We start from the raw sequence: 12,277 nt of genomic DNA, 5'->3' as shown, positions 1-12,277 counted from the left end.
CCCGGCCAGAGTTGATCCCAGCCCGCCAGGGGGTGGGCAGGTGCGCACGGGAGGTGGGCTGCAATGCGGGACACGCTGGTACTGAACGCGAGCTTCGAGCCGTTGTCGACGGTGACGTTGAATCGAGCCGTCGTTCTGGTGCTTCAGGACAAGGCCGTCGTCGAGCAGGCCCACCCCGAACTGCGTATGCGTGGAGCCGAGGTCGACATACCCGCGCCCCGGGTGATCAGGCTGTGCAGGTACGTAAGGGTGCCGTTCCGAAGACAAGCGCCGTGGTCGCGGCGGGGTGTGCTGGTGCGGGACCGGCACCGGTGCGCGTACTGCGGGCGGCGGGCGACGACCGTGGACCACGTGGTGCCGCGGTCGCACGGTGGGCAGGACACGTGGCTGAATACGGTCGCCTCGTGTGCGGAGGACAATCACCGGAAGGCGGACCGGACGCCTGAGCAGGCGGGTATGCCGTTGCTTCGGGAGCCGTTCGAGCCGACTCCTGCCGATGCGATGTTGCTGACGCTGGGGGCCGAGGAGTTTGCTGCGCTGCCGGATTGGCTGGCGACGGACGCGGCCTGATCCTTCGGCGTGGGCCCATCGGTGGTTCGTAGGCTGCGGGTTGGTTGTGGCTTGTCGCGCAGTTCCCCGCGCCCCTGAAGGAGTTGGGGCCCGTCTTCGTTTTGAAGGCGGGCCCCGTTTTCACACCGTAGGTCAGTCGATCGACGGCTTCTCTCGGCGTTCCGTTGCCTGGCCGGGGATGCCCGGGGAACCGCCGTTGCCCGAACCGCCGCCCAGGCCGCCCAGGTTGCCCATGGCGCCGGAGAGGCCCTTGAGGGCGTCGCCGATCTCGCTGGGGACGATCCAGAGCTTGTTGGCGTCGCCCTCGGCGATCTTCGGGAGCATCTGGAGGTACTGGTAGGAGAGGAGCTTCTGGTCCGGGTCGCCGGCGTGGATCGCCTCGAAGACCGTACGGACCGCCTGGGCCTCGCCTTCCGCGCGCAGGGCGGCGGCCTTGGCCTCACCCTCGGCGCGGAGGATCTGGGACTGCTTCTCACCTTCGGCGGTGAGGATGGCCGCCTGGCGCGTACCTTCGGCGGTGAGGATCGCGGCGCGCTTGTCACGGTCGGCGCGCATCTGCTTCTCCATCGAGTCCTGGATGGAGGTGGGCGGTTCGATCGCCTTGAGCTCGACGCGGTTGACGCGGATGCCCCACTTGCCCGTCGCCTCGTCGAGGACGCCGCGCAGGGCCGCGTTGATCTCCTCGCGGGAGGTCAGGGTCCGCTCCAGGTCCATGCCGCCGATGATGTTGCGGAGCGTGGTGACCGTGAGCTGCTCGATCGCCTGGATGTAGCTGGCGACTTCGTAGGTGGCCGCCCGCGCGTCCGTCACCTGGTAGTAGATGACGGTGTCGATGTTCACGACCAGGTTGTCCTGGGTGATCACCGGCTGCGGCGGGAACGGCACGACCTGTTCACGCAGGTCGATGCGGTTGCGGATGGTGTCGATGAACGGGACCACGATGTTGAGGCCCGCGTTGAGTGTCCGTGTGTAGCGGCCGAAGCGCTCGACGATGGCCGCGCTCGCCTGCGGGATGACCTGGATCGTCTTGATCAGGGCGATGAAGACCAACACCACCAGAATGATCAGGACGATGATGACCGGTTCCATCGTCGTTCCCCGTTCCCCTTCTCCGCTGCGGCAACTTCGGCAGATCTTATGCCTGTTGAAGATCTTGCTGGTCGAGTCTGACAGACCGTCGCGTACCCCGTGGCGCGTTCGCGCCAGATACGTCGTGCGAGGTCACGGTGCGCGGTCACATGACGATCGCGGTGGCCCCCTCGATGTCCACGACGTCCACTTCCTGGCCTGCTTCGTAGGCGCGGTCGGTGTCGAGGGCGCGTGCCGACCAGATCTCTCCGGCGAGCTTGATCCGGCCGCCCGAGGCGTCGACGCGTTCCAGAACGACGGCCTGTTTGCCCTTCAACGCCTCGATGCCGGTGGCGAGTTGGGGTCGTTGTGCGCGATGCCGGTTGGCGATGGGCCGTACGACGGCGATGAGTGCGGTCGAGACGACGACGAAGGCCACGACCTGGACCACGGCGTCACCGCCGAAGATGCCGGCGGCCACGGCGGCGGCGACGGCACCGACCGCGAGCATGCCGAGTTCGGGCATCGCGGTGATCACGAGCCCGATGCCGAGCGCTGCCGCGCCGATCAACCACCAAACCCACGCGTCGATTTCCACATGGTCATGGTAGGACCGCGGACCCTGTCACCGACAGGGGCCGATCGTTCGAGAGGCCCTTCTTACCGGGGTTTCGCGGGGTGAAGGAGTGGGTCAGGAGAGCGGGAGGCCCTGTGCCGTCCAGCGGTCGCCGACCTGCTCGACGACGAGCGGGAGGCCGAAGCAGAGGGAGAGGTTGCGGGAGGTCAGTTCGAGCTCCATGGGGCCGGCGGCGAGCACCTTGCCCTGGCGGATCATCAGCACGTGGGTGAAGCCCGGGGGGATCTCCTCGACGTGGTGGGTGACCATGAGCATCGAGGGGGCGATCGGGTCGCGGGCGAGGCGGCCGAGACGGCGTACGAGGTCCTCGCGGCCGCCGAGGTCGAGGCCGGCGGCGGGCTCGTCGAGGAGGAGCAGCTCGGGGTCGGCCATCAGGGCGCGGGAGATGAGGGTGCGCTTGCGCTCGCCCTCGGAGAGGGTGCCGAACTTCCGGTCGAGGTAGTCGCTCATACCGAGGCGGTCGAGGAAGGCGCGGGCGCGCTGCTCGTCGACGTCCTCGTAGTCCTCGTTCCAGGTGGCGGTCATGCCGTAGGCGGCGGTCAGGACCGTCTGGAGGACCGTCTGGCGCTTGGGGAGCTTCTCGGCGAGGGCGATGCCGGCCACGCCGATGCGGGGGCGCAGCTCGAAGACGTCGGTGCCGGGGGTGCCGAGGGTCTCGCCGAGGATGGTCGCGGTGCCCTTGCTGGGGTAGAGGTAGCTGGACGCGACGTTGAGGAGGGTGGTCTTGCCGGCTCCGTTCGGGCCGAGGATGACCCAGCGCTCGCCCTCCTTGACCGACCAGGAGACCTGGTCCACCAGAGCCCGGCCCTCGCGGACCACGGATACGTCCTGAAGCTCCAGAACATCGCTCATGAGCGCGTTGTCTCCCCTTGCAGTGTGACCGGTCTCGGCGTCTCGGCGTCTCGGTGGTCGCGTGCGCCTGTGGGCGCAGCCCTCAACGAAATCTACGCCACCGGTCCACCCCTTCATTCCATCGGTCCGGTCCTTAGGGTGGGGGCATGCTCTCGGAACCACGTTCAGGACGCCTTGCCGCTTGGGGAAATGCCCTTTTGGCCGGACTTGTCTCACCGGATGACGCTGTGCACGAGATCGTCGGTGACGACGCCGTGCACCGGGTGGAGGGGTTGCCCGGCGAGTCGGCGCCCGTGGGGCTCACGCTGGGGCTGGGGCGGCTGCGGGCGCTCGGGGTGAGCGGACTGCGCATCGCGCTGCCGGCGCCGGGGCATCCGCTGGGGCTGAGCGGCCCGCCGGAGTTCAACGCGCGGGCGATGGATGCCGAGGAGGCGGTGATCTGCCACGGTGCCGCGTTCGGGCTGGTGCCGGAGGTGTCCGAGGCCGGGCCCGACGGTGATGTGCATGTCGAGGTCGTCTGGCGGGTGCTGCCCGTGCGGGAGGCGCCGCCGGCGGACGTGCCGTCGCTGGGTGAGGCCGAGCGGGAGCTGGCGGAGGGCCTGCGGGAGGCGACGGAGGTGCTGTCCCGGCTGGATGTGGCCGGCTCGGGGCCGGTGGCCGAGGCGGCGATCGACGCCTACCGGGCGCGGGCCGAGCGGGGGCGGGAGGTGCTGGCGCCGGGGTATCCGCCGCGGGCGGTGCGGGTGCTGGAGCTGGCGCAGCGGGTCGGGCTGCTGGTGTCACTGGCGCGGGAGAACGGGCACGGGGGTGCGGTGAGCTCCGCGGAGATGGGGGCCCGGACGGAGGCGTTGCGGCCGGTGGAGCGGGTGGCCCGGCGGGCGCAGGTGGCCGCGTACAACGCGTATGTGGAGGAGCGGGAGCGGGGCGCGCGGTGAGCGTCCGCGGGGCGGCCGTAGCGGAGCGCTCCTGAGGCCTTCGGCAGGAACAGACCGGCCCCCCGGGGAAACCCGGGGGGCCGGAGGTCACTGCCTGTACTGGGGGGTCGTCACTTGTTGACGGCCAGGTTGCCGAAGGCGGGGTTCAGGATGCCGACGACGTTCACGCTGTTGCCCGAGACGTTGACCGGGATGTGGACCGGGGCCTGGACGAGGTTGCCCGAGGCGACGCCCGGGGAGCCCACGGCCTGGCCGTCGGCGTGCGCGCCGTCGGTGGCGGAGGCCATTCCGGCACCGGCGGCCAGCAGGCCACCCGCCACCATCGTCACGGCCGCTGCCTTCTTCAGGTTCTTCACTTCTAAGCCCTCCTTGCGATTGCCGCGGCAGTCGCCGCAGCACGCACTGGAGAACGGGGGAGATCCACGAAGGATGCGCCATCCGGGGGACATTCCCACGACGGTATGAATCTCAGTCCGGAGCGGAACCCTCCGAATTGCCGTCCGTCACGCCCTGCGCAGAGCGTTTCAGCCGGTCACGCCATGGCGTACGGCCCACAGCGCGGCCTGGGTGCGGTCCGCGAGGTCGAGCTTCATCAGGATGTTCGAGACGTGCGTCTTGACGGTCTTCTCGGACAGGACCAGGGCCCTGGCTATCTCCCGGTTCGATCGGCCGTCCGCGATGAGCCCGAGCACCTCGCGCTCCCGCTCCGTCAGCGAACCGCCTCTCCCCTGCCCCGAGTTGGCCTCCTCCTGGGACAGCAGGGCGCCCGCGACCTCGGGCTGGAGCAGGATGTGCCCTGCGTGCACCGAGCGGATGGCTCCGGCGAGCGCGTCCGGGTCGACGTCCTTGTACACGTACCCGGCGGCGCCCGCGCGCAGGGCCGGGATCACCGTGCGCTGTTCGGTGAAGCTGGTGACGATGAGCACGCGCGCGGGGTTGTCCAGCTCGCGGAGCTTGCGCAGGGCGTCGACGCCGTCCATCCCCGGCATCTTGACGTCCATGAGGACGACGTCCGGCTTCAGCTCCTCGGCGCGGGCCACTCCCTCGGCGCCGTCCGCGGCCTCCCCCACGACCTCGATGTCGTCCTGCACTTCGAGGAACGTGCGCAGGCCACGGCGGACCACCTGGTGGTCGTCGACGAGCAGCACCTTGATTGCGTCAGCCACCGGGGACCTCCATCTCGATCACGGTGCCCTTGCCGGGCGCCGATTCCACGGTCAGCGTGCCGCCGACGCCGCTCGCCCGGTCCCGCATGGAGACCAGGCCCAGGTGGCGTCCCGCGCGGCGTACCGCCTTCGGGTCGAAGCCGCTGCCGTCGTCGGTGATCCGCAGGACCGCTCCGCCGCCGCGCCGGTCCAGGGTCACGTCGACGTGCTCGCCCCCGGAGTGCCGCAGGGCGTTGTGCAGGGCCTCCTGGGCTACGCGCAGCAGGGCCTCCTCCTGGGCGGAGGGCAGGGCCTTCACACCGCGGCCGGCGAAGGTGACGCGGGCGGTGTGGGCACGGTCGAGGACCTGGATCTGGGTGCGCAGGGTGGCGACGAGGCCGTCCTCGTCGAGGGCGGCGGGGCGCAACTCGACGACCGCGGCGCGCAGTTCGTCGGCGGCCTCGGCGGCGAGCACGGCGACCTGGTGCATCTCGCCCTTGGCCCGGGCCGGGTCGCGGTCGACCAGGGCGGTGGCGGCCTGGGCCGTCAGGCGCAGCGAGAACAGCTTCTGGCTGACCGCGTCGTGCAGTTCATGGGCCAGGCGTGAGCGTTCCTCGGCGATGGTCAGTTCGCGGCTGCGCTCGTACAGGCGGGCGTTGGTCAGGGCGATCGCGGCGTGCTGGGCGAGGATGCCGAGGAGTTCCTCGTCCTCTGCGGTGAAGCCGCAACTGCCCTCCGGCTTGGGGCAGTTCTTGTTCGCCAGGAACAGGGCGCCGATGACCTCGTCGCCGTCGCGGATCGGCAGGCCCAGGAAGTCGGACATGTCCGGGTGTGCCGACGGCCAGCCCTCGAAGCGGGGGTCCTTGCGGACGTCGGCGAGGCGCTCGACCTTGGCTTCCTGGAGCATCGCGGCGAGGATGCCGTGCTGGCGGGGCAGCGGGCCGATGGCCTTCCACTGGTGGTCACTGACCCCGTCGACGACGAACTGGGCGAAGCCTCCGTGGTCGTCCGGCACGCCGAGCGCGGCGTACTGCGCGTCGAGCAGTTCGCGGGCGGAGGCGACGATCGTCTTGAGGACGTCGCGCACCTCCAGATGCCTGCTCATGGCCAGCAACGCGGAGCTCACCGCGGCGAGGCCGGACCTGGGGGCTTGACTCATGCCCTCACCGTACCGGCGGGGTGTGACGGCCGGATCGGACCTGTGGCGGCGGCCGGCTAGGGCGCCGGTCCTAGTCCTCTGGTCCCCCGGTCGGCGACGTAGGGCGAACGGCCCCGGGTGCTCGGCCTAGGACGAAGGGCCCCGCGATGTTGCGGCCCGCGTCCGAGGCGGTGCGGGCGGCCCCGTTCCTACGTTGAGGGCACCGCCGATCCGAGGCGGCTGGACGAGGGGACGGTTGTCATGCCGGTAGCGATCATCACGGGGGCCTCGAAGGGGCTGGGGCGGGCGCTCGCCGAGGCGCTGGCCGCGCGCGGCTGGGATCTGGTGCTGGACGCCAGGACGCCGGAGGTCCTTGAGGAGACGGCGTCCGCGCTGCGGGACGCGCACGGCACGCGCGTGACGGCGGTGCCGGGGGATGTCACGGACGCCGGGCACCGGGCCGCTCTGGTGGCGGCCGCCTGGCGGCTGGGCGGCGTCGATCTGCTGGTGAGCAACGCCAGCGCGCTGGGCGCCGAGCCGCTACTGCGGCTGGACGCGCTGCCGCCGGCGGGGCTGCGGCAGGCGCTGGAGGTGAACGTGGTCGCCGCGCTGGGCCTGGTGCAGGAGGCACTACCGCTGCTGCGGGCGGCCGGGACCGGGGCCGTGATCACGGTGAGCTCGGACGCGGCGGCCGAGGCGTACGAGACATGGGGCGGTTACGGGGCGTCGAAGGCGGCCCTCGACCATCTCGCGGCGGTGCTCGGCGAGGAGGAGCCCGGGCTGCGCGTGTGGGCGGTCGACCCCGGGGACATGGCCACGGACCTGTACGCGGCGGCCGTACCGGACGACGACGGTCCGCGGCCGGCGCCGGCGAGTGTCGTGCCGGCGTTCCTGCGGCTGCTGGACGAGCGTCCGGCGAGCGGCCGCTACGGGGCTCCGGCTCTGCTGGAGGGGCGGCGATGACGCTGGCGATGGGAGTCCCCCCGCGCGAGCCGGTCCGAGCGTGGGGGAAGGTGCCCGAGGAGCTGTCGGCGCGGGTTCCGGCCGAGCAGCGTGGGCCGGGGCTGGGCCGGGATGCCGTACGGCTGCTGGTGTCGCGGGGCACCGCGGTGTCGCATCACGCGTTCCGTGAGCTGCCGCGGCTGCTGCGGGCCGGGGATCTGCTGGTCGTGAATACGTCGGAGACGCTGGCCGCGGCCGTGGACGGGCGGCTCGGGCACACGCGCGTGGTCGTGCACTTCTCCACGCGCGGGGACGACGGGCGGTGGGCGGTCGAGCTGCGGGATCCGGACGAGCGGGGCACTACGCGCGCGCGTATATGGAACAGTGCGCGAAGCGCTCGCCGGAAGGGTGGTGGCGGGCGACGGGCGGGAGGGCCCGCGGGTTGTGAGGTGCGGCTGCCGGGCGGGCTGCGGCTGGTTTTGGAAGAGCCGCTGAGCACGGGGAGCGAGCGGCTGTGGTGGGCTCGGGTCGCCGGGCCCCTGGACGTGGAGGGCGCCGGTGAGGACCTCACAGCCGCGCCCGGCACCGGGATCCTCGGGCTGATGCGGGAGCACGGGCGGCCGATCCGCTACTCCTATACCGAGCGGGATCAGCCACTGTCCGTGTATCAGACGGTGTTCGCGCTGCCATCGACCGACGGTGCGGGCAGTGCGGAGATGCCGAGCGCGGCGCGGCCCTTCACGGCCGGGCTGGTGACGGAGCTGGTCAGCCGGGGTGTGCAGATCGCGCCGATCAGCCTGCACACCGGGGTGGCCTCGGCCGAGGCGCACGAGCCGCCGTATCCGGAGCGGTTCGCGGTGCCGGAGACGTCCGCCCGGCTGATCAACGCGGTGAAGGCCGGGGACGGCCGGGTCGTCGCCGTGGGGACGACTGCCGTACGGGCCGTGGAGTCGGCGGTGGACGCCGACGGGGTCGTACGCGCGCGTGAGGGATGGACGGATCTCGTCGTGACGCCGGAGCGCGGGGTGCGGGTGGTGGACGGGCTGCTGACCGGGCTGCACGAGCCGGAGGCCTCGCATCTGCTGATGCTGGAGGCGGTCGCCGGGCGGGACGCGATCAGCCGCAGTTACGAGGAGGCGCTGCGCGGGCTCTACCTGTGGCACGAGTTCGGCGACGTGCACCTCATCCTCCCGGCGGAGAACCCTCACACAGTGCATTGCTCCAGCAACTGCTGGTGAGACTGACGCACGGCCGATGTGAGCCCGCGCATAGGGTCCACATCACGTACGAAAGTCCGTAGTAGGTAGTGACGTCCCTTTTGAGCGGCACAGACGGCCCTGTCTGTCCTATTTTGCCCTTCCCGGCTCCACTATCGAGGATCGTACGTCACACCTTTGCCAGGCAATTTTGCGGCCGCTAACAATGGCTCTCGTCGCTCAGCGCCGTGGGTTCAGCCCGCGGCGTTTGTGCCGGAAGCACCCGTGTCCCCTGTCGGACAGCGAGCGACCTCCGCGCTATTCGAAGAGGTCCCACTGCCATGCTCAAGAACACCAAGAACCGTGGTCTCAGTCGTTCCATCAACAAGCGTCAGAAGATCGCGATCGCAGGTGTCACCACGCTCGGTGCCGCCGCCCTGGCCATCTCCGCCGTACCCGGCAACGCCACGACGACCACGGCCGAAGCCCCCGCGGGCAAGGTGGCCTACAGCAACGAGCAGATAAAGGACGTCAAGGGCAGCGTCACCGACCAGCTCGCCGGCGACAAGGTGAAGGCCGAGGCGATGGTCGCCAAGCACAAGGCTGCCGTGGCCACCGCCAAGCACCGGGCCGCCGTGGCCCACGACAAGCACGTGGCCGCCCAGGCCGCCGCCAAGCAGCGCGCCGCCAAGGCCGCCGCCGCGAAGAAGGCCGCCGCCGAGCGCAAGGCGAAGGAGGCCGCGAGCCGGTCCGCCAAGCGCGTCGCGGTCAAGCCCGTCGCCGCCAAGAAGTCCTACGCGAACAACCTCGACGGCTGGATCCGTGAGGCCCTGGACATCATGAAGAAGCACGACATCCCGGGCACCTACAACGGCCTGCACAAGAACATCATTCGCGAGTCCTCGGGCAACCCGAACGCGATCAACAACTGGGACATCAACGCCCAGAACGGCGTCCCGTCGATCGGTCTGCTCCAGGTCATCAAGCCCACCTTCGACGCGTACCACGTGCCGGGCACCGCGCACAGCCAGTACGACCCGGTCGCGAACCTGACCGCCGCCGCCAACTACGCGGCCGACCGGTACGGCTCGATCGACAACGTCAACAGCGCGTACTGAGCGAGGTAGGCGCGGGCCTCTGATCCGTACGCCGAAGGGCGGCACCCTCCTGACGGGGTGCCGCCCTTCGGGCGTCTCACGGTCCCGCTACTTGCGCATGACCTCGGGCTCGTGGCGGCGCAGGAAGCGGGCCACGAAGATGCCGCAGATCACGCCAAGGACGATCAGGGCGATCATGTCCATGGCCCAGACGCCGACGGTGTGCTCCCACAGCGGGTCGTTGCTCTCGCCCTGGCCGGGCGGGCTGATCTTGTTGAAGTCCAGCGTGGCGCCCGCGGCTGCCACCGCCCAGCGCGACGGCATCAGATACGAGATCTGGTTGGCGCCGATCGAGCCGTTGAGGGCGAAGAGGCAGCCTGTGAACACGACCTGGATGATCGCGAACATGACCAGCAGCGGCATGGTCTTCTCGGCGGTCTTCACCAGCGCCGAGATGATCAGGCCGAACATCATCGAGGTGAAGCCCAGCGCCATGATCGGCACCGACAGCTCCAGCAGCGTCAGCTTGCCGAAGACCAGGCCCTCCTCCGGGATCTCCCGGCCGGCGAAGCCGATGACGCCGACCATCAGGCCCTGGAGCACGGTGATGAAGCCGAGCACGAACACCTTGGACATCAGGTACGCCGAGCGGGACAGACCGGTAGCGCGCTCCCGCTCGTAGATGACCCGTTCCTTGATCAGCTCACGCACGGAGTTCGCGGCGCCGGCGAAGCAGGCGCCCACCGCGAGGATCAGCAGCACGGTGGTGGCCGTGCCGTTCGGGATGATCCGGCCCGTCTGCGGATTGGCCGGGTTGGGCAGCAGGCCCTTGCCCGAGTCGATCAGCAGGCTGACCGCGCCCAGGACGCCCGGCAGGATCACCATCAGGGCCAGGAAGCCCTTGTCGGAGACGATCACCGAGACGTAGCGGCGCACCAGCGTCACGAACTGCGACATCCAGCCCTGCGGCTTCGGCGGCTTCATCGCCTGCATCGGAGGCATCTGTACGGACTGCGGAGCAATCGCGTCGATGTCCGCGGCGTACATCTGGTAGTGCTGAGAGCCCTTCCAGCGTCCCGCCCAGTCGTAGTCGCGGTAGTTCTCGAAGGCGGAGAAGACATCGGCCCAGGTGTCGTAGCCGAAGAAGTTCAGCGCCTCCTCGGGCGGGCCGAAGTAGGCGACCGCACCGCCGGGCGCCATCACCAGGAGCTTGTCGCACAGCGCCAGCTCGGCCACCGAGTGGGTCACGACGAGGACCGTACGGCCGTCATCGGCGAGGCCGCGCAGCAGCTGCATGACGTCACGGTCCATGCCCGGGTCGAGGCCCGAGGTGGGCTCGTCCAGGAAGATCAGCGACGGCTTGGTCAGCAGCTCCAGGGCCACCGAGACGCGCTTGCGCTGGCCGCCGGAGAGGGACGTGACCTTCTTGTCCCGGTGGATGTCCAGCTTCAGCTCGCGCAGCACCTCGTCTATCCGGGCCTCGCGCTCGGCCGCCGTGGTGTCGGCGGGGAAGCGGAGCTTGGCCGCGTACTTGAGAGCCTTCTTGACGGTCAGCTCCTTGTGCAGGATGTCGTCCTGCGGGACCAGACCGATGCGCTGACGCAGCTCGGCGAACTGCTTGTAGAGGTTCCGGTTGTCGTAGAGGACGTCGCCCTGGTTGGCCGGGCGGTAGCCGGTCAGCGCCTTGAGCAGGGTCGACTTGCCGGAGCCGGACGGGCCGATGACCGCGATGAGCGACTTCTCCGGGACGCCGAAGGAGACGTCCTTGAGGATCTGCTTGCCGCCGTCGACCGTGACCGTGAGGTGGCGGGCCGAGAAGGAGACCTCACCGGTGTCGACGAACTCCTCGAGGCGGTCGCCGACGATGCGGAACGTGGAGTGACCGACGCCGACGATGTCGGCCGGGCCGAGCAGCTGCGAGCCGCCCTTGGCGATCGGCTGACCGTTGACGTACGTGCCGTTGTGGGAGCCGAGGTCGCGGATCTCCATGCGGCCGTCGGGCGTCGAGTGGAACTCGGCGTGGTGCCGGGAGACCTGGAGGTCGGAGACGACCAGCTCGTTCTCCAGGGCACGGCCGATGCGCATCACGCGGCCGATGGAGAACTGGTGGAACGTGGTGGGGCTGCGGTCGCCGTAGACCGGCGGCGCCCCCGCGCCACCACCGGGGCCCTGCTGCTGCGGGATGTGCGCGGCCTGCTGCGGCTGCTGCCAGCCGGCCTGCTGGGCCTGCGGCTGCTGCTGCGGCGTCGGCTGCTGGGCCGGGGCCTGCTGGGCCCAGCCCGCCTGGGCGCCCTGCGCGGCGTACGGCTGCTGCTGCGGCTGGGCCTGCGGCGTGGCGACGGAGGCCGCGGTGCCGGAGACGTTCACGCGCGGTCCGTCGGTCGCGTTGCCCAGGTGAACGGCCGTTCCCGCGCCGATCTCCAGGTGGTGGATCCGCTGACCCTGCACGAACGTGCCGTTGGTGCTGCCGTGGTCCTCGATGACCCAACTGCGGCCGCTCCAGCTGATCGTGGCATGCCGCCAGGACACCCTGGCGTCGTCGAGCACGATGTCACCCTGCGGATCGCGTCCGAGGGTGTAGGGCCTGGACGGGTCGAGCGTCCAGGTCCTTCCATTCAATTCCAGTACGAGTTCCGGCACTCCATGCCCCACTGAGTAGTCCCCCGAGTTACCCCCATCACAGGGAGTCTAGGGATG

Annotated in this window: 12 protein-coding genes; 5 read left to right on the top strand and 7 right to left on the bottom strand. The window is 70.2% G+C overall.

The features are described 5' to 3' along the window. The first annotated feature begins 63 nt into the window (after nucleotides 1-63). Complete coding sequence (locus CP983_RS33875; protein ID WP_107907322.1) at nucleotides 64-570, top strand: HNH endonuclease; 507 nt, start codon at nucleotides 64-66, stop codon at nucleotides 568-570. A gap of 132 nt (nucleotides 571-702) precedes the next feature. Here the strand turns inward: CP983_RS33875 and CP983_RS33870 are convergent, their stop codons facing one another. From CP983_RS33870 to CP983_RS33860, 3 genes are all read right to left on the bottom strand, one after another. Beyond that, nucleotides 703-1,659 carry an SPFH domain-containing protein gene (locus CP983_RS33870; protein ID WP_107907321.1) on the bottom strand — a complete coding sequence of 319 codons (957 nt, stop codon included), beginning with the start codon at nucleotides 1,657-1,659 and terminating at the stop codon, nucleotides 703-705. Between the two features lie 145 nt (nucleotides 1,660-1,804). Next, on the bottom strand, nucleotides 1,805-2,236 hold the full coding sequence (locus tag CP983_RS33865; RefSeq protein WP_107907320.1) for an NfeD family protein: 432 nt from the start codon (nucleotides 2,234-2,236) through the stop codon (nucleotides 1,805-1,807). Between the two features lie 93 nt (nucleotides 2,237-2,329). Beyond that, nucleotides 2,330-3,127 (bottom strand): ABC transporter ATP-binding protein, encoded by a 798-nt coding sequence (locus CP983_RS33860; RefSeq protein ID WP_030953703.1) that lies wholly within the window; start codon nucleotides 3,125-3,127, stop codon nucleotides 2,330-2,332. 146 nt (nucleotides 3,128-3,273) lie between these two features. Here CP983_RS33860 and CP983_RS33855 point away from each other — a divergent pair, with 146 nt between their 5' ends. Next, nucleotides 3,274-4,062, top strand: coding sequence for a hypothetical protein (locus CP983_RS33855; protein ID WP_150503827.1), 789 nt, complete (start codon nucleotides 3,274-3,276; stop codon nucleotides 4,060-4,062). Nucleotides 4,063-4,172: 110 nt separating this feature from the next. On the opposite strand, the gene chpE is transcribed toward CP983_RS33855, so the two are convergent. The 3 genes from chpE to CP983_RS33840 form a co-directional block, all read right to left on the bottom strand. After that, nucleotides 4,173-4,418: a chaplin ChpE gene (gene chpE / locus CP983_RS33850; RefSeq protein WP_030951938.1), complete on the bottom strand. Its 246-nt coding sequence runs from the start codon at nucleotides 4,416-4,418 to the stop codon at nucleotides 4,173-4,175. 168 nt (nucleotides 4,419-4,586) lie between these two features. Continuing rightward, nucleotides 4,587-5,228: a response regulator gene (locus tag CP983_RS33845; RefSeq protein WP_125528125.1), complete on the bottom strand. Its 642-nt coding sequence runs from the start codon at nucleotides 5,226-5,228 to the stop codon at nucleotides 4,587-4,589. Then, on the bottom strand, nucleotides 5,221-6,366 hold the full coding sequence (locus tag CP983_RS33840; protein ID WP_150503825.1) for a GAF domain-containing sensor histidine kinase: 1,146 nt from the start codon (nucleotides 6,364-6,366) through the stop codon (nucleotides 5,221-5,223). The genes CP983_RS33845 and CP983_RS33840 overlap by 8 nt, the downstream gene beginning before the upstream one ends. A 240-nt stretch (nucleotides 6,367-6,606) precedes the next feature. Between CP983_RS33840 and CP983_RS33835 the strand changes: the two genes are divergently transcribed. The 3 genes from CP983_RS33835 (at nucleotide 6,607) to CP983_RS33825 (ending at nucleotide 9,601) form a co-directional block, all read left to right on the top strand. Then, a complete protein-coding gene (locus tag CP983_RS33835) occupies nucleotides 6,607-7,308 on the top strand; it encodes an SDR family NAD(P)-dependent oxidoreductase (protein ID WP_150503823.1) in 702 nt (233 codons plus the stop codon). Then, nucleotides 7,305-8,525, top strand: a complete 1,221-nt coding sequence (locus CP983_RS33830) for an S-adenosylmethionine:tRNA ribosyltransferase-isomerase (protein WP_150503821.1) — start codon at nucleotides 7,305-7,307, stop codon at nucleotides 8,523-8,525. The genes CP983_RS33835 and CP983_RS33830 overlap by 4 nt, the downstream gene beginning before the upstream one ends. Nucleotides 8,526-8,824: 299 nt before the next feature. Continuing rightward, nucleotides 8,825-9,601 carry a transglycosylase SLT domain-containing protein gene (locus CP983_RS33825; RefSeq protein ID WP_107907315.1) on the top strand — a complete coding sequence of 259 codons (777 nt, stop codon included), beginning with the start codon at nucleotides 8,825-8,827 and terminating at the stop codon, nucleotides 9,599-9,601. Nucleotides 9,602-9,688: 87 nt separating this feature from the next. Here CP983_RS33825 and CP983_RS33820 read toward each other — a convergent pair whose 3' ends face one another. Beyond that, nucleotides 9,689-12,220, bottom strand: a complete 2,532-nt coding sequence (locus CP983_RS33820) for an ABC transporter ATP-binding protein/permease (RefSeq protein WP_229914978.1) — start codon at nucleotides 12,218-12,220, stop codon at nucleotides 9,689-9,691. Nucleotides 12,221-12,277 lie beyond the last annotated feature (57 nt).

This window comes from Streptomyces chartreusis (assembly GCF_008704715.1).
Taxonomy (GTDB): Bacteria; Actinomycetota; Actinomycetes; order Streptomycetales; family Streptomycetaceae; genus Streptomyces; species Streptomyces chartreusis.
This window is presented reverse-complemented; position numbering and strand designations above follow the sequence as displayed.

Bases quoted from the DNA above. Each gene is read 5' to 3' on its own strand.
- CP983_RS33875 (WP_107907322.1), top strand. From the start codon at position 64: ATGCGGGACACGCTGGTACTGAACGCGAGCTTCGAGCCGTTGTCGACG.
- CP983_RS33870 (WP_107907321.1), bottom strand. From the start codon at position 1,659: ATGGAACCGGTCATCATCGTCCTGATCATTCTGGTGGTGTTGGTCTTC.
- CP983_RS33860 (WP_030953703.1), bottom strand. From the start codon at position 3,127: ATGAGCGATGTTCTGGAGCTTCAGGACGTATCCGTGGTCCGCGAGGGC.
- CP983_RS33855 (WP_150503827.1), top strand. From the start codon at position 3,274: ATGCTCTCGGAACCACGTTCAGGACGCCTTGCCGCTTGGGGAAATGCC.
- CP983_RS33840 (WP_150503825.1), bottom strand. From the start codon at position 6,366: ATGAGTCAAGCCCCCAGGTCCGGCCTCGCCGCGGTGAGCTCCGCGTTG.
- CP983_RS33835 (WP_150503823.1), top strand. From the start codon at position 6,607: ATGCCGGTAGCGATCATCACGGGGGCCTCGAAGGGGCTGGGGCGGGCG.
- CP983_RS33830 (WP_150503821.1), top strand. From the start codon at position 7,305: ATGACGCTGGCGATGGGAGTCCCCCCGCGCGAGCCGGTCCGAGCGTGG.
- CP983_RS33825 (WP_107907315.1), top strand. From the start codon at position 8,825: ATGCTCAAGAACACCAAGAACCGTGGTCTCAGTCGTTCCATCAACAAG.